Source organism: Coprococcus sp. AF19-8AC (genome assembly GCF_003603115.1).
Classification (GTDB): domain Bacteria; phylum Bacillota; class Clostridia; order Lachnospirales; family Lachnospiraceae; genus Coprococcus; species Coprococcus aceti.
The window spans coordinates 809,219-831,138 of sequence record NZ_QTMI01000001.1; the positions used below are offsets into that span (position 1 = coordinate 809,219).

20 protein-coding genes and 1 tRNA gene are annotated in these 21,920 nt (G+C 43.5%); 3 read left to right on the forward strand and 18 right to left on the reverse strand.

The features are described from left to right. Positions 1-5: 5 nt before the first annotated feature. On the reverse strand, positions 6-1,700 hold the full coding sequence (locus DWX57_RS03675; protein ID WP_165852755.1) for a S8 family peptidase: 1,695 nt from the start codon (positions 1,698-1,700) through the stop codon (positions 6-8). A gap of 292 nt (positions 1,701-1,992) precedes the next feature. Between DWX57_RS03675 and DWX57_RS03680 the strand changes: the two genes are divergently transcribed. Next, a complete protein-coding gene (locus tag DWX57_RS03680) occupies positions 1,993-2,448 on the forward strand; it encodes a sigma-E processing peptidase SpoIIGA (RefSeq protein ID WP_022216507.1) in 456 nt (151 codons plus the stop codon). Next, positions 2,426-3,163, forward strand: a complete 738-nt coding sequence (gene sigE, locus DWX57_RS03685) for an RNA polymerase sporulation sigma factor SigE (protein ID WP_015534897.1) — start codon at positions 2,426-2,428, stop codon at positions 3,161-3,163. The genes DWX57_RS03680 and sigE overlap by 23 nt, the downstream gene beginning before the upstream one ends. Positions 3,164-3,273: 110 nt before the next feature. Here sigE and DWX57_RS03690 read toward each other — a convergent pair whose 3' ends face one another. The 10 genes from DWX57_RS03690 to ruvA all read right to left on the reverse strand — a co-directional run bounded on the left by DWX57_RS03690 (position 3,274) and on the right by ruvA (position 12,562). Beyond that, on the reverse strand, positions 3,274-3,495 hold the full coding sequence (locus DWX57_RS03690; protein ID WP_118649130.1) for a hypothetical protein: 222 nt from the start codon (positions 3,493-3,495) through the stop codon (positions 3,274-3,276). Positions 3,496-3,591: 96 nt separating this feature from the next. Beyond that, positions 3,592-3,675: transfer RNA gene (locus DWX57_RS03695), tRNA-Leu, on the reverse strand. Between the two features lie 45 nt (positions 3,676-3,720). After that, positions 3,721-4,575, reverse strand: a complete 855-nt coding sequence (locus DWX57_RS03700) for a class B sortase (RefSeq protein ID WP_120123053.1) — start codon at positions 4,573-4,575, stop codon at positions 3,721-3,723. A gap of 63 nt (positions 4,576-4,638) precedes the next feature. Beyond that, a complete protein-coding gene (locus DWX57_RS03705) occupies positions 4,639-5,091 on the reverse strand; it encodes an NUDIX hydrolase (RefSeq protein ID WP_022216509.1) in 453 nt (150 codons plus the stop codon). A 121-nt stretch (positions 5,092-5,212) separates the two neighbouring features. Next, positions 5,213-6,664, reverse strand: coding sequence for a peptidoglycan D,D-transpeptidase FtsI family protein (locus DWX57_RS03710; RefSeq protein WP_120123054.1), 1,452 nt, complete (start codon positions 6,662-6,664; stop codon positions 5,213-5,215). After that, positions 6,645-8,144, reverse strand: a complete 1,500-nt coding sequence (locus tag DWX57_RS03715) for an FtsW/RodA/SpoVE family cell cycle protein (protein WP_120123055.1) — start codon at positions 8,142-8,144, stop codon at positions 6,645-6,647. The genes DWX57_RS03710 and DWX57_RS03715 overlap by 20 nt, the downstream gene beginning before the upstream one ends. A 23-nt stretch (positions 8,145-8,167) precedes the next feature. Next, the gene (locus DWX57_RS03720) at positions 8,168-10,522 is read right to left on the reverse strand and encodes a peptidase U32 family protein (RefSeq protein WP_120123056.1); all 2,355 of its coding nucleotides are present in this window, start codon (positions 10,520-10,522) and stop codon (positions 8,168-8,170) included. Beyond that, positions 10,512-10,913, reverse strand: coding sequence for a cell division protein ZapA (locus DWX57_RS03725; RefSeq protein ID WP_015534892.1), 402 nt, complete (start codon positions 10,911-10,913; stop codon positions 10,512-10,514). The genes DWX57_RS03720 and DWX57_RS03725 overlap by 11 nt, the downstream gene beginning before the upstream one ends. A gap of 13 nt (positions 10,914-10,926) precedes the next feature. Then, positions 10,927-11,934: a Holliday junction branch migration DNA helicase RuvB gene (gene ruvB / locus DWX57_RS03730; RefSeq protein ID WP_117548993.1), complete on the reverse strand. Its 1,008-nt coding sequence runs from the start codon at positions 11,932-11,934 to the stop codon at positions 10,927-10,929. Between the two features lie 25 nt (positions 11,935-11,959). Then, on the reverse strand, positions 11,960-12,562 hold the full coding sequence (gene ruvA, locus DWX57_RS03735; RefSeq protein ID WP_120123057.1) for a Holliday junction branch migration protein RuvA: 603 nt from the start codon (positions 12,560-12,562) through the stop codon (positions 11,960-11,962). A gap of 202 nt (positions 12,563-12,764) precedes the next feature. Between ruvA and DWX57_RS03740 the strand changes: the two genes are divergently transcribed. Then, positions 12,765-13,823 carry a ribonuclease H-like domain-containing protein gene (locus DWX57_RS03740; protein WP_120123058.1) on the forward strand — a complete coding sequence of 353 codons (1,059 nt, stop codon included), beginning with the start codon at positions 12,765-12,767 and terminating at the stop codon, positions 13,821-13,823. A 71-nt stretch (positions 13,824-13,894) separates the two neighbouring features. On the opposite strand, the gene DWX57_RS03745 is transcribed toward DWX57_RS03740, so the two are convergent. The 7 genes from DWX57_RS03745 to DWX57_RS03775 form a co-directional block, all read right to left on the reverse strand. After that, on the reverse strand, positions 13,895-15,844 hold the full coding sequence (locus DWX57_RS03745; protein ID WP_055222594.1) for a bifunctional 4-hydroxy-3-methylbut-2-enyl diphosphate reductase/30S ribosomal protein S1: 1,950 nt from the start codon (positions 15,842-15,844) through the stop codon (positions 13,895-13,897). Between the two features lie 16 nt (positions 15,845-15,860). Continuing rightward, the gene (cmk, locus tag DWX57_RS03750; RefSeq protein ID WP_120123059.1) at positions 15,861-16,523 is read right to left on the reverse strand and encodes a (d)CMP kinase; all 663 of its coding nucleotides are present in this window, start codon (positions 16,521-16,523) and stop codon (positions 15,861-15,863) included. A 40-nt stretch (positions 16,524-16,563) separates the two neighbouring features. Beyond that, entirely contained in the window at positions 16,564-17,823 is a 1,260-nt protein-coding gene (locus tag DWX57_RS03755) for an NAD(P)/FAD-dependent oxidoreductase (RefSeq protein ID WP_120123060.1), read from the reverse strand. A 98-nt stretch (positions 17,824-17,921) separates the two neighbouring features. Then, positions 17,922-19,328 carry an oxaloacetate decarboxylase subunit alpha gene (locus DWX57_RS03760; protein WP_055273021.1) on the reverse strand — a complete coding sequence of 469 codons (1,407 nt, stop codon included), beginning with the start codon at positions 19,326-19,328 and terminating at the stop codon, positions 17,922-17,924. A gap of 41 nt (positions 19,329-19,369) precedes the next feature. Beyond that, positions 19,370-20,500, reverse strand: coding sequence for a sodium ion-translocating decarboxylase subunit beta (locus DWX57_RS03765; protein WP_055222592.1), 1,131 nt, complete (start codon positions 20,498-20,500; stop codon positions 19,370-19,372). A gap of 41 nt (positions 20,501-20,541) precedes the next feature. Beyond that, positions 20,542-20,910, reverse strand: coding sequence for a biotin/lipoyl-containing protein (locus tag DWX57_RS03770; protein WP_117548997.1), 369 nt, complete (start codon positions 20,908-20,910; stop codon positions 20,542-20,544). A gap of 19 nt (positions 20,911-20,929) precedes the next feature. Next, positions 20,930-21,907, reverse strand: a complete 978-nt coding sequence (locus DWX57_RS03775) for an OadG family protein (protein WP_117548998.1) — start codon at positions 21,905-21,907, stop codon at positions 20,930-20,932. Positions 21,908-21,920: the final 13 nt, after the last annotated feature.

The following is a 21,920-nucleotide window of genomic DNA, read 5'->3' on the forward strand; positions in this document are numbered from 1 at the left end:
ATCTTTCATACAATTAATCCTTTGAAGCTGTTTTCCATACACACGGTCCCCCAGCCTGTATATCTGTTCGGGTAACTGCCCAGTGAACCGAGAGGCTTTGCTCCCCTTATAAGCTGAGCCTTAACCCTCTCTCCGTACATATATGGATCGTTCCCCAGGACTATCCCCCATTCCATGATAAGTGCCGCACAGCCAGACACAAATGCCGCCGCCAGCGATGTGCCATCGGCATTTCCGTATCCATACTCACCATAGCTGACAGTCACTCCGACACCCGGAGCTGCAATATCCGGTTTTATGGCATTATCCGACGTAAAACCCCTGCCAGAAAATCCCGTTATGGATGCATTTACCTGATCATAGGCAGCCACCGTTATTATATTTGATGCCGTACCCGGGATCGTGAGGGTTCCATACACCGAAGGATTCTCAAATGCAACCTGCCCCGTCACATAACTGTCACCGGGTAGATACGCATTGAATATCCCATTTGTAATGCTCTTCGGTGCAATCCTCACATGCCATATCCCCTGCTCTATATCCCCGGTCTCAGACTGGAAAAATACATATATGAGCTGCTTGACATTGTAAGGTGAAGGTCCCTGGAATATACCAAGCAACTCCGTGCTCCCATAATACGCCCCGGATACTATCTGTCCCTCCGTGAGATACGCCACAAGGTCGTAGGACGGCGAATAGACGAGCACATCGAAGCTGTCGATATAGTTTTTCCATATCTGCAGGCCAAAGTTTTTCACACCGGCCGCCACCGCAATGTCAATACTCGCATAGCTTACATTTCCAAGCATACCGCTGGTATGCAGTTGTCTTCCACCGTCATTTCCTGAACCCGTGACAACACACACCTTAGCCATCTGGGCCACAGAATTAACAAACAGCTCAAGTGTCGACGTGCCATCATGGGCTCCAAAGTTATTTCCATATGAAAGATTTATCACTACCGGAGTTCCAGTCTCTATGCTGTATCTCACAAGCAGATCTATCCCCATCATTATACCTATCGTGTCCGGCAGCGCGCGTTCAAGCGACTGTTCAACGACAATGATCCGGGCTTTTCCCGCCACTCCTATATTGCTCCCGGCGGCCACAGATGCAACCTCCGTGCCGTGCTGCTCTCCCATGACACCGGGCAGCCGCCTGTCCTCATACATTTGCCCGATCTCACTTTGATCATATATCCGTCCAAGACCATAGCGGTTTGGGTAAGTTCTTTCATAATCTGTATTCTGGTTCCAATACATGACTATCCTGGAGCCGGCGTCATCTGCAAATTCCCGGTTGAGGATATTCACGCCGCTATCTATAATTCCGATACATACGCCTTCGCCTGTGAGCCCATACTTTGACATGAAATTTTCCGTTATGCAGGATACGTATCTGTCATAGGCGACACCCGCACCATAACTGTAATATTGAGCTTTATCGATATAAAGTACCCTCGGCTCCTCCTGAAGCCTTTTTATATTGTAGGAATACACGTTCACTATGGCATATCCCCCGAGCAGATAAACGCAGCTATTCAGAATATCTCCCTCAAGATCATCTATGTCACCGGAATGTCTGATTATCAGCATCCACGAATCATCGGATGCGTTATATCCAAGATAAAGACTGCTGTACGGCATGTAACCATCCGCATCCATGGCAAGTTTAAGTTCAGGACTTATTTTGTCATCCATACATATACATTTCTCATTTTTTATCATTATATTGCACAAAATATCGCTCTATGTCGCAAATTGTTTGCTTATTTCGCACTTTTTAGGATGTTTTAGCACTTTTCCACATTATCCACAGATTTATACACATTTTTCAAATATATAGTCGTATATTGAAAAACTTAACCACATTTCCATCAACAAATTAAAAATTCAATCGAAATATCGATGCTTCATTTATTGTAATACGACCATTTTCTTACCAGCCCACATATATAATTCCAATTGCACTACATGAAAAGAAGTGAATTATTTGAACTTTCTGACAAATGTATTACTAGGCAGACATTCAAGGATCACCAATGCTATCGGTTACCTGGACACAGGTAACACGCTAAGATGCAATCTCACAGGACGCAACGTCGCCGTGACTACATACGCCGTAGCCATCGAACTGGCTCCACCGGAACTGACTCCACTGCTCGATGACTACATCAAAAAACCGTCTTCCATATATGAATATGATTACCGTGATGACATTCCGGCCGGAATACACATAATTCCCTACAATACAATATGCTCCGGAAATCAGCTTATGCTCGCCATGGACATTGACTACATGTTCATCGACAGCTCATACATGGAACACAGACCACTGATCGGTATCAGCCCAAATACATTTAATATACTTCACACAGACAAATGTATTCTTTTAAGCAAATATTATATGAAAAGAGGCAAAAGACATGTTAAACACAATAAGGGGTAACGACTTCAAATTTACTGTTGCCAGCAATATTTCACTGCGCTCCCTGAAAAGCGGCAAAGATATATATTATATTGGAGGAACCGAGGTACTTCCCGCCCCGCTGGAGCCCCACGAGGAGGCCGTGGTCATAAACGAACTCACAAACAACCAGTCTGATTCCGCAAAGAAAATGCTGATAGAGCGAAATCTGCGACTTGTCGTATACATTGCTAAAAAATTTGACAACACGGGTGTCGGAATTGAGGATCTGATATCCATAGGCACGATCGGTCTCATCAAGGCCATAAACACCTTCAAAAATGACAAAAACATAAAGCTTGCTACCTACGCATCAAGATGTATTGAAAATGAGATACTCATGTTTCTCCGTCGCAACAGCAAGCTCAGAACAGAGGTGTCCATCGATGAACCGCTGAATGTTGACTGGGACGGCAACGAACTGCTTCTGTCCGACATTCTGGGAACGGATGAGGACGTAGTCTACCGTGATCTGGAGACAGAGGTAGACTACAATCTCCTCGACAATGCCATATCAAAGCTCTGTGAAAAGGAACGCACCATCATAGAACTGCGGTATGGAATAAACACCATAGGTGGGGTAGAAAAGACTCAGAAGGAGGTGGCTGATCTCCTGGGAATATCCCAGTCCTACATATCCAGGCTGGAAAAAAGAATAATCAAGAAGCTTCGCAGAGAGATAATGAAGCAATACTGATACACACAGACAAATATGACCGGGAAGCTGCATACATCCGTTGTTCTGCAGTCTCCCGGTCATAATCTTTCAGTGACGATATTATGTCATTATGACATACTGACATACTGTCAGTGATGATATCCCACCATACGTCTCTTGTAATCATCCACTTTATCCCTCAGTTTGGTGTAGTCCTTTTCCTTGAGCTGCCCCTCCTCATTAAGCTTCGTAACCAGCTCATCAAGTTCCTTCAAGGCTTTATGCGCCAGATCCTTGTAATTGTTCGCCAGATTCATATCCAACTCATTCACAGCCGAATTCACCTGCTGTTTTACCTTTCTACTCATCATAATATATCACCGCCCATTCATTTCAAGATCTTATTCCCACGTATACCAAAAGAGCCTGAAACCCTTGATTCTACTCAGGTTTCAGGCTCAATATAATGCCGGCTGCGGGACTTGAACCCGCACGATGTTGCCACCAACAGATTTTGAGTCTGCCTCGTCTGCCAATTCCGACAAGCCGGCGCTTGCGACATTTGTTATATTAACACATGCCCCATTTAGTGTCAACTACTTATCATCCCCTGTTATCCTTCGCGCAACCACGACAAATCTGCCATCCTCAATGTGTGAAGCGCATGTTGAAAGTGTGATGAGTTCATCACCGTACTCAGCCGTAACACCGCTGTCATATGCTGTGTTTGACTTGACAAAATCAATATATTCATCAAATTCCGCCTTATCCGCAGCGTTAAAGAACTCATAATAATGATAGTGCTCCGTGTCATCGTCAGGATATATCTCCGATCGGAATGCACCGATGACCTCGTATGTTCCGGTCTCATACAACGTGTCAAACTTGATATTCTTATGCTTCTTATAAAAGCTCTCGTCCTCATACTGAAGCAGCTCTCTGAACATTATTCCCGACTTCATGTTATGTCCGTATATGAGAACATTGTCCGTTCTGTCATCAAACGGTCTGCAGTTCGTATCTATGAACGGTGTACCCGGATCACTCCAGTTCTTATCGAAGTCCAGATGCAGATAATAATCGTTGTCATCGGGAGTGTACATGACCGGATAATCTATGGTCGTGCCATCGATCGTGAGCCATCCTGCAATATCACTGTTCTTCTCGTATAACTTCTCGAATTTCTTGAGTATCTTCTTCTCGCCATTGTCCTTACTTTTATCCGAGACCTCCACCGTAACCTTTTCGGTATCATCCCCATCGGTATCGAGCATTCCTTTAAGATCATTGAAGTTATTCTGCGCATTCTTCGCAATATAATAATACCTTACAAGATACGCACCGCTCCCAACTGCTATAAGTAAAAAAACGACCAGCAGTATGTCCAGAACTATATCCTTTGCTGTTCTCTTTTTCTTTTGTTTTGATCTGTCTGCATTCTTTCTGTTCATGTCTTACCCTCAAAAGAAAACTAAAAAGGCTTCTGTACCTGCATACAGAAGTCCTTTTGTTGATTAATAATACTTCTTGTTTCCCCACAGATTCTTTTTCTTAAGATCAACATACTCTGAATATGCCTGTTCAAGTATCTGCTTCTCGTTAGGAAATTTCAGAAGGTGGTAGGCTTCATGGTATTTGTAGTAACCGGAATCCACGAAATACTCTTCTCTCTGTGGCTTGCTGTAATAGCTGTCAGACATCATGAGATACCAATGAACATCCTTATTTACCACATCAAATGCCGTGTTAAAAGTGTAATTGCTCTTTCCCACGTATTTGATTATAGATGCGCTTACACCTGTCTCCTCTTTCACTTCTCGCAAGGCGGTCTCATCGTGCTCCTCGCCCTTTTCAACAGTTCCCTTGGGGAGAACCCATCCTTCGTATTTGTTCTTGTAGTTCTTATACAACAACAATACTTTTCCTCTGAAGATTACCACCCCTCCACAGCTTGTTGCTTCTATCACTGCAATTCCTCCTGTTTCTTCCGGGTGTGTAATTAAAACTTGAAGTCAGTATATCATATGTCAAATTATTTTTAAAGTAAATATGATCACGTATTAAGGGCATACGCATCATTTTGTGCAATTATTTCACATAATTATAGTATGCGTCAAAGAGCTGTCTGGCAATATACTTTGCTGAAGCTCCAGTTGAGCTTGCATTCTCAACTATGACACATACGACAATATCCGGATCATCAACATTTGAGAATCCAACAAACCACGAATGTGAATCCATGTTGTCGTTGAACTCCGCAGTACCTGTCTTTCCGGCTATGGTATATGAGCAATCTGCAAATGCATCCGATGCCGTACCATATGATGTTACGCCAAGCATCAGATCCTTCAGAAGTCTTGCGTCAGATGCAGATATGATCTTACCGTAGGTGTTCGGCTTGAATGTCTTTACAAGATTGCCATCGCATGTCTCTATCCTGTCGATGAGATATGGGGACATCATGACTCCTCCGTTTGCTATGGTGCTCATGATCATGGCACTGTGCAGAGGTGTTATAAGTGTGTCGCCCTGTCCTATGGCTGTCTGCGGTATCTCCGAATCATCTGAGGTTGCATTTAACTCGAATACTGATTTTCTGTAATATCCGTCATAAGGAAGATCCTTGTTAAACAGGAACTTCTCACACAGATCCTTGTACGACTGCTTGTTGAGCTTCATTCCTATATTGGCAAATGAAGTGTTACATGATTTCGCCAGTGAGTCCGCCAGATCCACAGTTCCATGAACCGCATAATCTGAGCAGTGTATCTGTACTCCGTCAAATATATCCTCGCCCTCGCACTCATACGAATATTTCTGATAATTGCTGTTCTCATGAATATACTCCAGAACCGTGAGTACCTTGAAGGTTGAACCAGGTGGATACAGACCCTGTGTTGCACGATTCAACAGATAAGAGCTGTCAGAATCCTGTGAATCCTCTATCACACTGTCTATATAGTTCGGATCAAAATCAGGCTTTGAGACCATGGCAAGGATCTTTCCAGTATCCGGTTCCATAACCACAACAGCGCCGTCATTATATCCCAGTGCATCGTAAGCCGTGCTCTGCAGCGTGGTATTCAGTGTACTTATGACATTGTTTCCCAGACTCTTCTCATTCCTGAGCTTGTTGTATGTCTGCGTGATTATGTTCTGGTTTGATGTCAGGAGATAGTACGCGGAGCTCATCTCAAGTCCCGCCTGTCCGTTGCTGTCATATCCGACAACATGTGCGAACACATTGGAATATGGATAATTTCTGTACTCGTTTCCATCATCATCCGTCAATGTCTCCGCAAGGACATTTCCATCGCTGGATATGATGCTTCCCTTCTTTATCTTCTCCGCATAGAGAGACTGTCTCCCATTGTATGAATTGGCGATGAATGTTCTTGAATCCCTCACCATAAACACGATAATATATGCAAACATACAGATAAAGATTATGACAACAAAATATGTTATAACCAGAACAGGCACATTCTTTTTGTCATTTGTCTTCTTGTCCAGAATGTCACTATTCTCCCCAGAATTCATCTGAGTTCGTCTCTTTCCTGTCGTATCCTGTCTTTGCTTTGCGCTGGACTGGCTTTTTCTGTTTGCGTTGTTTTTCACCGCTGTTTGACTGACCTCTGACCGCGACTGGGGTCTCTGGCCACTCTTCCCTGCTGATACTTTCCTGTCTGACATTTTTATCAACTCCACTGTTCTCTAATACACATATACCCTGAATTATTCCAAATATAATGAGTGTGCTGACAACCGAACTCACTCCATAGCTCACAAGCGGCAGCGTCACACCCGTAGATGGTATGAATTTCACAACACCGCCAACGTTCAGGAATATCTGGAATATGAAGCATATTGTAAAACCAAAGGCTACATTCTTATAAAAAGCATCTCTTATCTTCATCGATATATTGATGAAATATATGAAGCAGCTCAGATACATAAGAAGCAGGCAGAGTCCAAATATAACTCCAAGCTCCTCACATATCGCAGCAAATATAAAATCACTGGACACGACCGGTATCGATGTCGGAAGTCCCTGGCACAGACCCGATCCCTCGAATCCTCCCGAGCCTATCGCAAACAGACTCTGTGCAACCTGATATCCACTTCCATCTATATATTCAATCGGGTTAAGCCATGCATCGATTCTCATGGTGACATGGCTGAAATGATCCTTCAAAAGCATATATCCAACCACAGCAAGAACCGAACCTCCGAGGCCTCCGCCTATGAGTATGCTGTGCTTACCAGTGGCAAGGTACAGCATCATGACAAATACCATGAAAAAGATCACCGCACCACCGAGATCCGTCTCCGCCACCAGAACCAGCATGAAAAGTCCTGCTACACAGATTGTTTTCATCATATCCTTAATGTTCTTTGCCTTTTCAAATGAGCTGGCAAGGAAGAATACAAATATGATCTTGACTATCTCCATAGGCTGCATCGATATTCCGCCTATGCTTATCCAGTTGTTTGAACCATATTTATCAACTCCCACATGCGGGATGAACACCGTGCACAGGAAGCCTATACCAAACACCGCATAGAATATAGTCCATTTCTTTATCTGCGTGAACTTGACCACAAACAATGGCACAAATGCAGTCACCACCAGCATGATCGTGGCAAATAGAAACTGCTTCTTCGCCAGGTCAAAATCAAGTCTTGTCAGCATGACATAACCTATGAGAAGAAGGAATGACATGTTATTCGTTATAAGTCTCGATGAGCCCTTATAAATGGTATGATATGAAACCATATATGTTATGGATACTATCATCTGCAACAGATAAAATATAAGTATGCTCTTCTTCTCATAATGCAGATATAATGTCAGATAGCAAAGAAAGTGTATCATGAACACATAAAATATCTGCACATTAAGCGCCCGCCGTTTCTTATCGGCAGGCACAGGCTTTAAAACCGTAAAGCATTTTACGGTGTATAAAACCATAAAAAATATGATCAAATACTTCGCTATCTCCGTTACTATTGTTATCATGTTTCCACCTTTATCAAAAAGTCTTAATCGATTCCTTTGTAATAATGTCCCCTGGTATACTGATCTACAGACATGGATACCGCTTTCCCCCCTGACAGGGCAATCTCCAGACTGTCCATTATATCCTTCACTTTATTAGTATCCTCAATAGTAAATTCAATATAACAGTCTTTATCTGAAATACCGGTTTCAGCCAGTCTGTCTATCATATTTGTAGGAACACCATTATATATAATGTTATAGCAGTGCGCACAGTCATTTCTGACGTAAAATCTGTTTCCCCTGTCATCCGTCAGGACATTCCTGGACATCTTCCTTGAGGCACAACCGTTCATGTAATTGCCTGCTATACAGTTTGCAGTGATCATAACCTTCTGATGACCATAGAGCTTTATGAGTGTATCATATGAAAGACCATGTATCTCATCAAGTGTGAGCTCGTTTGAGCACATAAAGCACACATCACCCATATTCTCTCTATAGAAATCAAACGCATTATCATTATACGCATAGAGACTGGCATCTGCGATCACGAGTCCCTTATAGTCCAACTTCTTTAGAATTCCCAGCTCGTCATAATTTCTGATCATCACACCGTCAAATGAACCAAGTTCACCGGAAAGACCTGAATATCTGTCAAGCTCTCTCTGCCGCAATACCTCAGGCAGAGCAAGGATCACTCTGAATCCGGCCTGCTTCAATTCATCTGCATATTTTCTGACATTATAATCTACTATTACATTGCTGACCCATTTATAATTCTTAACAATATTTACATGGTCAGCGTCCGACACTCCAACTGTAACACCGTGAACAGTGTTGTTTTTCACATTTTCAAGAGGTCTTTCAGCGCCAGGCAGGCCAGTTCTTACTGCACCGCCATCCCGCCTGTAACTCTGTGAGATCTGCAGTCCAAGCTGTTCAAGCGCCTCCCGCCTCAGGTTGTTCACTGCGCTTATCTGTACAAACAGGTTGTCAGATACATCAGCAGTTATATCCCCGAGCACATAATCTGTACCGCCTGTCTTTTTGATCTTGTCAACTATCTGCGACTTCGTGACAGGCTTGTTAAGTGCCTGTGTACACACAGGCCCCTCGACTGAGACAGAACACTTTCCTTCTACAGTTGAAAGCTTAAGCTCTAATGGCTGATCCGCATACGCACTGACATGTGCAACGAGCTCTATCTTCCTGTCGGCATTTATTATATTATTCTGTATATCTTCCAGAAGCTTACCGTTTCTTGTACGGTATACATCATTGAACTTTGCAATGCTCCTGAATGACTTCGCCTTAAGTCTGACATTCTTTCCCGCTTTTGCCGCCACATTGCATGTGAGCTCCACATCGCCATTTCTGCCTCTTATCTCAAGGACATCGCCTGCGGATACATTCTCGTCAAGTTTTATATCCACATATGGCTTTTCTACCGCATTCACACGCCCAACCTTAATTCCTGTGTGGTTCGGTCTGCTGTTCGCAAGCATCTTTTTGCCATTGGATGTGTAATAATAACCTGAGCAGAATCCGCCCCTGTTATATATGTCGAGAAGCTTCTTCTCCTGCTCCTCTGCCAGTTTCTCCACTGATTCGCCCGCCAGATAAGCATCTCTGACCTCACGGTACGCAGTCACGGTTGCAGCCACATACTCTGGCTTTTTCATTCTTCCCTCTATCTTGAAAGAATCAATTCCCGCATCTATGAGCCTGCTCAGACTCTTCAACATGCACATATCCTTCAGGCTGAGCATATACTCATTTACATCATTTGAGGTATACTGCTTTCTGCACGGCTGGGCACACCTTCCCCTGTTACCGCTTCTTCCTCCGGCAAAGCTGCTCATCAGGCACCTTCCGGAATAGCTGTAACACATCGCTCCGTGGACAAATGTCTCCACCTCTATATCAACATTTTTCTTGATCTCTGTGATTTCTGACAATGACAATTCTCTCGATGGCACAAATCTGGTCATGCCTATGCTTTTCAGAAACGCAGCGCCCTGTGAACTGGACACGCTGAGCTGTGTACTTCCGTGCAGTGGAAGGTCTGGAAACGACTTGCCCAGAACGGAGACAACTCCCATATCCTGTACAATTATCCCATCCACGCCCTGCCTGTAATAAGGCTCCACATATGATGGGAGCCTTTGTATCTCTTCATTCTTAAGCAGTGTGTTGATCGCCATATAGACCTTCACTCCGAATCTGTGACAATAGTCTATGGTATCAAGCAATTCTTTTTCATCAAAATTACCGGCAAATGCCCGGGCACTGAACATACTGCCTCCAAGATATACCGCGTCTGCATATGCATTGACTGCAGCTTTCACCGCCTCCGTGTTGCCCGCCGGTGCCAAAATTTCAGTCTTATTTAACATTTTTCTCCGCTTCAAGTTTTATGATCTGTCTCTGAAGTTCACTTATCTTCTCTTTGTATTCCTCTATCATCTTCTGTGCAGACTCATACTTTATCTGCACCTCGATAACCTCATGTCTCAGATCATATATCTGCTTATCCTTGTCGTCATCCTCGGTGAGCATCTGATTGACCTGATCCTTTGCCTTAAAGTAGTCATCGGCTATATTCAGTGCAAGCAGAACATTCTGATACTCTGCGTTAAATCTCCTGTACGCCTCAGATGACTGACATTCTGCTATCTTGCCATTGATATATGTCGCCACATTCTGGAGATAGTCCTCGCTCTCCTGGCCGCTCAATGTATATACTTTATTGTTGATTACCACCTTGATATCATTCTTCTGTGCCATATCCCATTCTCCTTTACTTATCCTTTATAAATGCATCCAGTCCAAAATGTCTGTAACATAGATCAGTGACAACTCTTCCCCGGGGAGTTCTGTTTATGAATCCATTCATTATGAAATACGGCTCATACACATCCTCTATCGTGCCCGGATCCTCACCGACGGCAGCCGCCAGTGTATCCAGACCGACAGGCCCTCCTGCAAATTTCTCTATCATTGTCATTAATATATTTCTATCGTTCACGTCCAGTCCCACGGAATCGACCTGAAGCTTGTCCAGAGCGGCCTTAGCAACATCGTGATCTATATGGCCGTCATGACACACCTCAGCATAATCCCTGCAGCGCTTGAGAAGTCTGTTCGCAAGTCTCGGTGTACCTCTTGATCTTCTTGCGATCTCAAGTGCACCCTCCTCGTCTATGTCAACTCCAAGAACCTCCGCTGACCTCATCACTATCTCTCTCAGATCGTCATGGGTATAAAATTCCAGCTTGTCCACCATTCCAAATCTGTCCCTTAGGGGAGCCGACAACATTCCGACCCTCGTCGTTGCACCTATCAGTGTAAATCTTGGCAGATCAAGTCTGATCGACCTTGCACCTGCGCCCTTGCCTATCACAACATCTATTGCGTAATCCTCCATAGCCGGATAGAGCACCTCCTCAACCTGTGTGCTGAGTCTGTGTATCTCATCGATAAACAAAATGTCGTTGTCCGACAGATTGTTGAGTATCGCGGCAAGCTCACCGGGCTTTTCTATGGCAGGTCCCGAGGTGATCTTGATATTTACCCCCATCTCATTTGCCACAATGGTCGACAGCGTCGTCTTACCAAGTCCCGGCGGTCCATACAGAAGCAGATGATCCAGTGGCTCATTTCTCTTCTTCGCCGCCTCTATGAATATGTGCAGATTATCCTTGACCTTTTTCTGTCCAATATACTCCGACAGATACTGAGGTCTGAGATTATATTCACTTTTCTGTTCTTCTATGTCCAAGCTTTCTGTTGAAATAATTCTGCCCATTTTTTCTACCTATCTGATCAATATTCTATATCATAAATCTGAGTGCCGCCTTAAGGAGCTGCTCCTCATCCATATCCGCTGAACCATCTACATGCGAAACAGCACGTCCCGCCTCAACACCTGAATATCCAAGTTCTGTGAGAGCTGATATGACATTTGTTCTCACATCGCCTGCAGCGGTCTGCACAGCAACCGAATCATTGTATGCTGCATCTATCATATCCTCCATGCTCAGCTTATCCTTGAGCTCCAGAATGATCCTCGAAGCGCCCTTTGCCCCGATTCCATTAGCCTTTGATATGGCCTTTACATCCTCAGATATGACCGCAAGCCTGAGCTCGTTCACGGTGAGTGTTGACAGAAGAGACATGGCAACCTTTGGCCCCACACCGCTCACTCCCAGCAGTATCTTGAACACATTGAGTTCATCTGCATTCTCAAAGCCAAACAGACATATCTCATCCTCGCGTATATACATGTATGTGCTTACTTTTATCTCTGAATGTACCGGTGGAAGCTTCTCCATAAACTTTCCGGATACCATGAGCTGATACCCTATTCCACCACACTCGATCACTATATAATTGTCACCCTTTATTTCAAGTGCTCCTCGAATATATGAAATCATCCGTTAACTCTTCCTGTCCTGTAATATATGACGGTATATCAAAATCGCATAGAAACCGACATTAAATCTTCGTAATTATATCATATTATTTATCAATTGTGAATATATGTTTGCTTTTTTGAAAAACGACAGCTACTATATATATTGCATAACAATGCACGTTCTATAATGTACCTTACGCAAGGAACCAAAAGGAGCCATTATGATAATTTTTAAATATACTGAAGACATAAATGTAGATACAGCTCACATATCGGACGAGCTGTCGGATATACTCTATTTTGATATAGAAACAACCGGCCTCAGCGCCAAACGTTCGGATCTCTATCTGATCGGATGTTCATATTTCTCAGACAGTGCATTTCGCACCCAGTTGATATTCAATGACAACGGAACTTCAGAGCCTGAAATGCTGTCCCATTTTGAACAGATCCTAAAGAATCACAAAATACTGGTGTCATACAACGGCGATACCTTTGACATCCCCTACTTGCTGAAAAAGATGGAGCAATTCGACGTGGACACTACGCTTGACAATATACAGAGCGTGGATATATATAGAACAACCAGAAAATACAAAAAGCTTCTGCGTCTGGACTCGGCTAAGCAGTTTGACATAGAGCATCTGATTGACTTCCAGAGAAATACTTTTATATCAGGAGGCGATCTTATATCCGCCTACAAGCATTATCTGAGTTCTCACGACGAATCTCTGCTTGACGATATGCTCACCCATAACCATGACGATATAAGAGGGCTTATATCTATATCTGAATTTGTGAATATCCCTCATATTCCTGATGACTTTCAGATAGATGATATATCCGATACCATCGATTCAATAACATACAACTGTTCCATTCCAAAGCTTCCATGCCGCATAACGGAATCCCTGAATGGAATTCTTGTAAATGCATGTGACACACATATGCATGTGGTCGTTCCAAAGACCCGGGACACCGAAATGAAATACTTCTTCAAGGACTACAAAAATTATTACTATCTACCTATGGAGCACATGGCCATACACAAATCAATGGCGGCTTATGTGGACGATGCCCACAAGGAAAAAGCGACAAAGGACAATGCTTTCACCACCAAGACCGGCAGCTTCATACCCTGTCCACCAGGATTTCACGGAGAGATATTCTATGATACAGATCTTAAAGGAAACCGTTTTCTTTCGGACAGCACCGAATTACACGAAAAATGTGAGCAATCCCACGCCTATATCCTTGCAGTCCTGAACAAACTATTCTGATATAAATATTCTGGCATAAAAAAACCGTAGTCATTATCGACTACGGTTTTCTTAACTGTCTATATATCAGATTACTCCTCTGTGTCCTCTGCTACATCATCTGTATACTCTGGAGCTGGAAGTAATTCCTTTACGCTGAGACTGATCTTCTTGTCATCTGCATTGCACTCAACAACAACTGCCTCAACCTCATCGCCTACCTTGTATACATCCTCTGGCTTGTTAACATGCTCATATGAGATCTGTGATACATGGAGAAGTGCGTCAACACCTGGCTCAAGCTCGATAAATGCACCGAAATCAGCCATTCTTGCTACCTTACCTGTAACTACTGTTCCAGGAGCATACTTCTCTGCTGCGTTAAGCCATGGGTTTGTATCATCAAACTTAAGGCTGAGAGCAATCTTCTCGCCGTCAATGTTCTTGATGAATGCCTTAACAGTATCACCAACCTTGAGAACTGACTTAGGATCGTCAACTCTTCCCCATGACATCTCTGAGATGTGAAGAAGTCCGTCTGCTCCACCGAGATCTATGAATGCACCGAAGCTTGTAACGTTCTTTACAACACCCTCAACTATCATTCCAACTTCTATTCTATCAAACAGAGCCTTTGCAGCCTCTGCCTTTCTTGCTGCAACGATCTGCTTTCTGTTACCAATTATTCTTCTCTTCTTTGGCTGGTACTCTGTGAGTACAAACTCGATATCCTGATCAAGGTACTTGTCAAGATTCTTCTCATATGTATCTGAAACAAGACTAGCAGGGATAAATACTCTTGTCTCATCGTACATAACGTTAAGTCCACCGCTTACAACCTGAACAACCTTACCTGTAAGGATCTCTCCTGACTCAAGAGCAGCCTCAAGCTTCTCATTAGCCTTCTCTGCAGCAACTCTCTTGTATGAGAGAAGAACTGATCCCTCGCCATCGTTTGTCTTAACAACCTTGGCTGTTATCGGATCATCAACATGTACAAGCTCTGTCAGATCTGCATTAGGTGTGTTGGTATACTCGCTTCTAGGAATAATACCATCTGACTTGTAGCTGATGTCTACCAGAATCTCATCAGGCTTAACATCGATAACTCTACCTTCTACTATCTCTCCTGTCTTGATTGAGACTCTGCTCTCATCATTCTTTAATAATTCTTCAAAATTCATCTCGTCCATCCTACCATGAACCTCCTTAATAATTTTGTTTGGGGTAGATGCCCCAGCTGTAATACCTACCCTACTAACGGATTCAAAAGTAGTCAAATCCAAATCAACGAGTGTCTGTATATAGTAAGTATTCTCACATTCTTTTTTACTAATCTCATATAACTTCTGAGTATTAGAGCTGTTCCGACCACCTATAACAATCATGGCATCTACCTTTGATGCAATCTCCTGCGCCTCCCTTTGACGCACAGACGTAGCATTACAGATAGTCTTATAAGCAGTAACATTATACAATTTATTTCGAATAATATCAACAATATAATTAAATTTTCTGTAATTAAAAGTTGTCTGACTAACTATCGATATATTATCCGCTGTTTTGACCTCTCCGTCAATATATTTTCTTACAAAAGCCTCAGCCTCCTCCTCGGAACCTATGACTACCGGAGGCTCTACACACCAGCCCACGATTCCTTTCACCTCGGGATGGCTTGAGTCGCCTATGATGACGACTGTATTTCCTTTCTGTCCTTCCTCGCGCACTATGTTGTGTATCTTCTTGACAAATGGACAGGTCGCATCTATCACCGTATTCCCACCAGCCTCCAGAATGTCATATATCCTTTTCTCAGCGCCATGGGATCTGATTATGACCTTGCTGTCTTTTATCTCAAGCAATTCGTCATCACTGTCGATCACCTGCACTCCGTGCTTTGTAAGATCACCAACCACCTCTTCATTGTGTATTATCTGACCATAAGTATACACATTTTCCTCATCAGCATGTTCGTATGCTGTATCCACCGCACGCTGAACGCCAAAGCAGAATCCGGCACTCTTTGCAAGTAATATCTCCATATCTAAACCACCTGTATTACATTCTCTCTCTTGCAAGTCCGACTATAGTGTCTGTAACCTGCTCTATCGTCATATCTGAGCTGTCGATAAGAACCGCGTCATCAGCCCTCTTTAAAGGAGCTGTTTTTCTCTCCATATCCTGCTTATCCCTCTGGATTATATCCTGCTCTATCTTCTCTATATCAATATTCTCGGCGCCCTTTGCGACAAGCTCGTCATATCTTCTTTTGGCCCTCACTGCCGAAGAGGCGGTAAGGTATACCTTGAGCTCTGCTGAAGGAAGTATATTTGTTCCTATATCCCTTCCATCCATGACAACATCATTTGAAGCAGCGAGATCCCGCTGGAGTGACAGAAGCTTTTCCCTGACGCATGGAAGTGCAGATGCCTTTGAAGCCATATTACCAGCAGCCTCAGTTCTCAGCTTTCCTGTTACATTCTCGCCGTTAAGGTAGACCTGCTGTGCTCCATCCTCATATTTTATTTCCACGGAAATGTCCGCTATGCTTTTCTCCACCAGATCTTCATCGCTGGCAGATATATTGCTTTCTGTGAGATATACAGCCACCGCCCTGTACATAGCACCTGTATCCACATATATAAAACCAAGCTCGCCTGCCGCCTTTTTTGCTATCGTGCTTTTGCCTGCACCTGCAGGTCCATCTATTGCTATATTCATATCTTCGTCTCCCTGTAATTAAATTGACTGTCGTCCACGCCTATTGTAAACTCTCGGAAGCAGAAAGTCCAGCCAGATATCCAGTCGACCACGCCACCTGCAGGTTAAATCCACCTGTCAGCGCATCGATATCCAGCAGTTCTCCGGCAAAATACACGCCCCCCACAAGCTTAGACTCCATGGTGGAAGGATTTACCTCTTTTACGCTCACTCCGCCTCTTGTGATTATAGCCTCATCATATCCCCGAAGCCCCACAAATGTAAGTCTGAATTCCTTCAGCACATCTATAAGTCTCTGTCTTTCTTCCCTGGTCACTGAGTTGACCTTCTTATACGGATCGATACCGGATCTCTCCACAACCACATCTATCATCTTGATCGGAAGCAGATCTCCAAGAGAATTCTTGAAGTCTTTGTTTGCATATTTCTTGAAATCCTTGAGGAGTCTGGCATCAAGCATATCTCTGTCCATAGCCGGCTTCAGATCTATGTACATGTCTATATCTTTTCCAATATACCTGTGTATATATGCGGAGGCCTTGATCACCAGCGGCCCACTTATGCCAAAGTGGGTAAACAGCATCTCCCCCTGTTCGTCAAATATTTTCTTCTTTCCACTGCTTATGTGAAGTGCCACGTTTTTAAGCGACAGTCCCATCATCATGGAGCAGCATTTCTCTTCTATCTCAAACGGAACCAGTGATGGACTTAACGGCTTTATCGTATGACCCATATATTCTGCCAGTCTGTATCCGTCTCCGGTAGATCCCGTGAGTGGATACGATCTTCCGCCGGTACAAATTATAACAGCATCACAGTATATCCTGTCATTGCCTGTCCCGCCGTTATCTCCTGATACGTCAACACTCTTTATCCTGCCATCCTCTATATTGATTCCTGTAACCTTCGTATTCAAATACAGACTTATATTTTTATTTCTGTTTATAAGAGTTTTGAATGCTCCTATAACGTCTGAAGAATGATCGCTTGTCGGGAACACTCTTCCTCCGCGTTCTATCTTGAGCGGACATCCGGCCTTCTCCAGATAGTCCATTATCATATTGTTGTCAAATGTATAAAAGGAGCTGTACATAAACTTGCTGTTCGTGACCACTGAATTAAAAAATCCGTCAGCGTCACATGCATTTGTCACATTACAACGTCCCTTACCTGTTATAAATAACTTTTTTCCGATCCTGTCATTCTTTTCAATGAGAATGACCTTATTCTTCTGTGCCGCTGTCAGTGCAGCCATTACCCCTGCAGCTCCTGCTCCTATAACCACTATTTTTCCTGTCATATTATCTCCATATATTAAACAAAAGGACAGAGACTCCGCTCGCGGAGCTCCGTCCCTTTTTATGATCATTTATATATCTGACCTTATGAATTCAGTTATTAAACTGGATAAGCTGTGCTGTCCTTGTCAGCAAGTGTGACATCGACCTTCTTATCCTGAGCCTCTCTGTACTTGAAGAAGTCAGTTGCAACCTGTGGGAACAGTGCATATGTGAGTACATCCTCATCCTGCTTCTTGTACTGGATCATCTCCTTCTCAATCTTGTCGAGCTCGTTCTCAAGAAGATCTGCTGGACGGCATGTGATCTGCTCCTCATCGCCGATAACCTTCTTCTTAACCTCTGGATCAACAGGCTTTACTGACTGACCATACTCGCCACGTACAAGTGCCTTTGACTCCTTTGTACACATCTTGTATCTCTCGCCTGTTACGACGTTGAGAACTGCCTGCGTGCCAACGATCTGGCTTGAAGGAGTAACAAGTGGTGGCTCACCATAGTCCTTACGAACTCTAGGAACTTCCTCAAGAACGGCCTCAAACTTATCCTCAGCACCCATCTCCTTGAGCTGTGATACGAGGTTTGAAAGCATTCCACCAGGTACCTGGTAGAGAAGTGTCTTAACGTTAACGCCAAGAACCTTTGGATTTAAGAGACCGCTTGCGATCCACTCTTCTCTGAGTGGTCTGAAGTAGTCTGCTATCTCAGCCAGAAGCTTCTGATCCAGACCTGGATCAAACTCTGTTCCCTCAAATGTCTTGGCCATAACCTCTGTTGCAGGCTGTGATGTACCAAGCGCAAGAGGTGAGATTGCTGTATCGATGACATCACATCCAGCCTCTACAGCCTTGAGGTATGTCATTGAAGCTACACCTGATGTGTAATGTGTATGAAGCTGAATTGGAAGGCTTGAACCATCCTTGAGTGCCTGTACAAGCTCTGTAGCCTTATTTGGAACAAGAAGTCCGGCCATATCCTTGATACAGATTGAATCTGCTCCCATATCCTCGATTCTCTTTGCCATATCCTTCCAGTAATCCAGAGTATATGCATCACCGAGTGTATATGAAAGAGCTACCTGGGCATGTCCACCCTCTTTATTACAAGCCTTAACTGATGTCTGAAGGTTTCTAAGATCGTTCAGACAGTCAAATATTCTGATGATATCAATACCATTTGCGATTGACTTCTGTACGAAATACTCTACAACATCATCTGCATAATGACGGTATCCGAGGATATTCTGTCCTCTGAAGAGCATCTGCAGCTTTGTATTCTTGAATCCATCTCTGAGCTTTCTGAGTCTCTCCCATGGATCCTCCTTAAGGAATCTGAGTGATGCATCAAATGTTGCACCGCCCCAGCACTCTACTGAATGATAACCAACCTTATCCATCTTGTCGATGATAGGAAGCATCTGCTCGGTTGTCATACGAGTAGCTATAAGTGACTGATGCGCATCACGCAGTACAGTTTCCGTAATCTTTATCGGTTTCTTATCTGCCATTTTATCGTCCTCCTATATAATTTCATTGCCTAAATTCTTAATTAAATTCCAAATATTGCAAGGAATGTACCAGCTGCTACGGCTGTACCGATAACACCTGCAACATTTGGTCCCATAGCATTCATCAGAAGGAAGTTTGTAGGATCATACTGTGCTCCAACCTTCTGTGATACTCTGGCTGCCATTGGAACGGCTGATACACCAGCAGAACCGATAAGCGGATTAACCTTGCCCTTTGTCGCCCAGCACATGAGCTTACCGAAGAGAACTCCGGCTGCTGTACCAACTGCGAATGCGACAAGACCAAGGAATACTATCTTAAGTGTACTCATCTTAAGGAATGCCTCTGCACTTGTAGAAGCACCTACTGAAGTACCAAGTAAGATAACTACGATATACATAAGAGCGTTTGAAGCTGTCTCTGTGAGCTGCTTAACAACGCCGCACTCTCTGAAGAGATTACCAAGCATCAGCATACCTACAAGTGGTGCTGTTGTTGGAAGTATAAGAACTACCACAAGTGTAACGATGATAGGGAAGAGGATCTTCTCGATTTTGGTTACAGGTCTGAGCTGTGGCATTCTAACAAGTCTCTCCTTCTTTGTTGTGAGAGCCTTCATGATAGGTGGCTGTATAACAGGTACAAGTGACATATATGAATATGCCGCAACTGCTATAGGTCCGAGAAGTGTTCCACCCATGCCGAGCTTACCGGCAAGGTAGATAGATGTAGGACCATCTGCACCACCGATGATCGATATAGCCGCAGCCTCTTTGCCGTTGAATCCCATAAGGAATGCAAGGAAGTAAGCTGTATAGATACCGAACTGAGCTGCAGCGCCGAGCAGGAAACTCTTCGGGTTCGCGATAAGCGGACCAAAGTCTGTCATAGCACCTACGCCCATGAATATAAGTGAAGGTAAGATACTCCACTCGTCAAGCAGGTAAAAATAATGTAACAAGCCGCCCTCTGCCATAATATCTGGGAACATGTTTACAAGAAACATACCAAATGAGATAGGGACAAGAAGAAGTGGCTCAAAACCCTTTCCGATCGCAAGATACATGAAAGCAAACGCTATAAGGATCATAACGTAATTCTTCCAGTCAAGACTTGCAAAACCGGTCTGATTAGCTAAATTTGTCAAAACGTCAACTATTGTGCTGCCCATTTAGTTGTTTCCTCCTATAAGATTTATTCTAATTCAAGCAATTAGTTGAGTGTTGCAAGTGTGTCGCCTGACTCAACACTAGCGCCTACTGTAACATCTATGCTTGCGATAGTACCATCTTCCGGAGCAACAACTTCGTTTTCCATCTTCATAGCCTCAAGGATGAGGATTACCTGACCCTTCTTTACTGAATCGCCAACATTAGCCTTTACTGCAAGGATCTTACCAGGCATAGGTGATGAAACCTTAACGCTTCCTGCGCCGCCTGCTGCTGGTGCTGGTGCTGCAGGAGCTGCTGCTGGTGCAGGTGCTGCCACTGGAGCTGCTGCTACTGGAGCTGCGCCACCTGATAATTCTTCAACTGATACATCGTATGATGTGCCATTAACTGTGATTCTATAATTCTTCATAACAATTATCCTCCTATAATTATCTCTTATTCTTTTTTCTTGGTCTTACAACCAACTTATCGTTACTTGGATAGTTTACACGAACTCTTGTCTTTCCGCCCTGTGCCGCCATAACCGCTGCTGATATAACCGCAACAAGCTCTGAGTCGTTCATAACGCTCTCACCGGTCGCTGTGTTGACAATGTCTACTATTCCAGCTGGAGCAGGTGCGCTTCCTGCAGGAGTCTCATCCTCCTTGTCAACATTTAATGTTGCAACGCTTCCAAGAGCCTTCTTTGCCTTCTCAGCCTTTCTCTTCTCTCTTGTCTCCTTGTCCAAAAGAGCCGGAACATACTTGAGAAGTGAAATTATGAATGATATGAAGATAAGTGCTATAAACACGATACCCATACCTATGAGGGTATTTGCTCCCGCATCCTTCATCTTGTCCTTAAGTGTCTGATTAGCAGCAACTTCAAATTCGGAAATCTTGTATGGATAAACACCATTTGATGCAAGCATCTGATCAGCCTCTTCTTCTGAATACTGATTCTGAGCCATCACTGAATACTTCTGAAAATTGTAAGTTACCGAATTGTCTACAAATGTTGCCTTTACTATAGCTTCTTTTTCTGCACATTCTGCATATAATGTAACAACAACCTTGTCATCAACTTCTTGTATTGTTTTATCATCTTCATCTTCGAGATTGACCGGCTTAAACTGCTGGAATTTACCATAGTCAGACTCAATCGTTGAAAAAACCTTTAATGCATCAGCAGTCGTTTCATCTACCTGACCGCCATTTGCCTCTTCATCTACATAGAAATTATATACATCTTCAACCTGCGCAATCTGCATGTAATTCGTAGCCTGTGTTTCTGCTATCTGAACCAATGTGTTTCCGTCATAGTCAAATTCTACTTTCTTGTCTGAAGACGAACATCCGGCAAGTGCAAATGTAACAGCTAACATAGAAACTATCAATAATAACTTTTTCTTTATTATCTTTTCCATTAAGTTGTCACTC

What these genes read in the sequence shown, in the direction of transcription:
- DWX57_RS03675 (WP_165852755.1), bottom strand. Translation starts at nt 1,700, where the DNA reads ATGGATGACAAAATAAGTCCTGAACTTAAACTTGCCATGGATGCGGAT.
- sigE (WP_015534897.1), top strand. Translation starts at nt 2,426, where the DNA reads ATGTTAAACACAATAAGGGGTAACGACTTCAAATTTACTGTTGCCAGC.
- DWX57_RS03690 (WP_118649130.1), bottom strand. Translation starts at nt 3,495, where the DNA reads ATGATGAGTAGAAAGGTAAAACAGCAGGTGAATTCGGCTGTGAATGAG.
- DWX57_RS03700 (WP_120123053.1), bottom strand. Translation starts at nt 4,575, where the DNA reads ATGAACAGAAAGAATGCAGACAGATCAAAACAAAAGAAAAAGAGAACA.
- DWX57_RS03710 (WP_120123054.1), bottom strand. Translation starts at nt 6,664, where the DNA reads ATGAATTCTGGGGAGAATAGTGACATTCTGGACAAGAAGACAAATGAC.
- DWX57_RS03715 (WP_120123055.1), bottom strand. Translation starts at nt 8,144, where the DNA reads ATGATAACAATAGTAACGGAGATAGCGAAGTATTTGATCATATTTTTT.
- DWX57_RS03720 (WP_120123056.1), bottom strand. Translation starts at nt 10,522, where the DNA reads ATGTTAAATAAGACTGAAATTTTGGCACCGGCGGGCAACACGGAGGCG.
- DWX57_RS03725 (WP_015534892.1), bottom strand. Translation starts at nt 10,913, where the DNA reads ATGGCACAGAAGAATGATATCAAGGTGGTAATCAACAATAAAGTATAT.
- ruvB (WP_117548993.1), bottom strand. Translation starts at nt 11,934, where the DNA reads ATGGGCAGAATTATTTCAACAGAAAGCTTGGACATAGAAGAACAGAAA.
- ruvA (WP_120123057.1), bottom strand. Translation starts at nt 12,562, where the DNA reads ATGATTTCATATATTCGAGGAGCACTTGAAATAAAGGGTGACAATTAT.
- DWX57_RS03740 (WP_120123058.1), top strand. Translation starts at nt 12,765, where the DNA reads ATGATAATTTTTAAATATACTGAAGACATAAATGTAGATACAGCTCAC.
- DWX57_RS03745 (WP_055222594.1), bottom strand. Translation starts at nt 15,844, where the DNA reads ATGGAGATATTACTTGCAAAGAGTGCCGGATTCTGCTTTGGCGTTCAG.
- cmk (WP_120123059.1), bottom strand. Translation starts at nt 16,523, where the DNA reads ATGAATATAGCAATAGATGGACCTGCAGGTGCAGGCAAAAGCACGATA.
- DWX57_RS03755 (WP_120123060.1), bottom strand. Translation starts at nt 17,823, where the DNA reads ATGACAGGAAAAATAGTGGTTATAGGAGCAGGAGCTGCAGGGGTAATG.
- DWX57_RS03760 (WP_055273021.1), bottom strand. Translation starts at nt 19,328, where the DNA reads ATGGCAGATAAGAAACCGATAAAGATTACGGAAACTGTACTGCGTGAT.
- DWX57_RS03765 (WP_055222592.1), bottom strand. Translation starts at nt 20,500, where the DNA reads ATGGGCAGCACAATAGTTGACGTTTTGACAAATTTAGCTAATCAGACC.
- DWX57_RS03770 (WP_117548997.1), bottom strand. Translation starts at nt 20,910, where the DNA reads ATGAAGAATTATAGAATCACAGTTAATGGCACATCATACGATGTATCA.
- DWX57_RS03775 (WP_117548998.1), bottom strand. Translation starts at nt 21,907, where the DNA reads ATGGAAAAGATAATAAAGAAAAAGTTATTATTGATAGTTTCTATGTTA.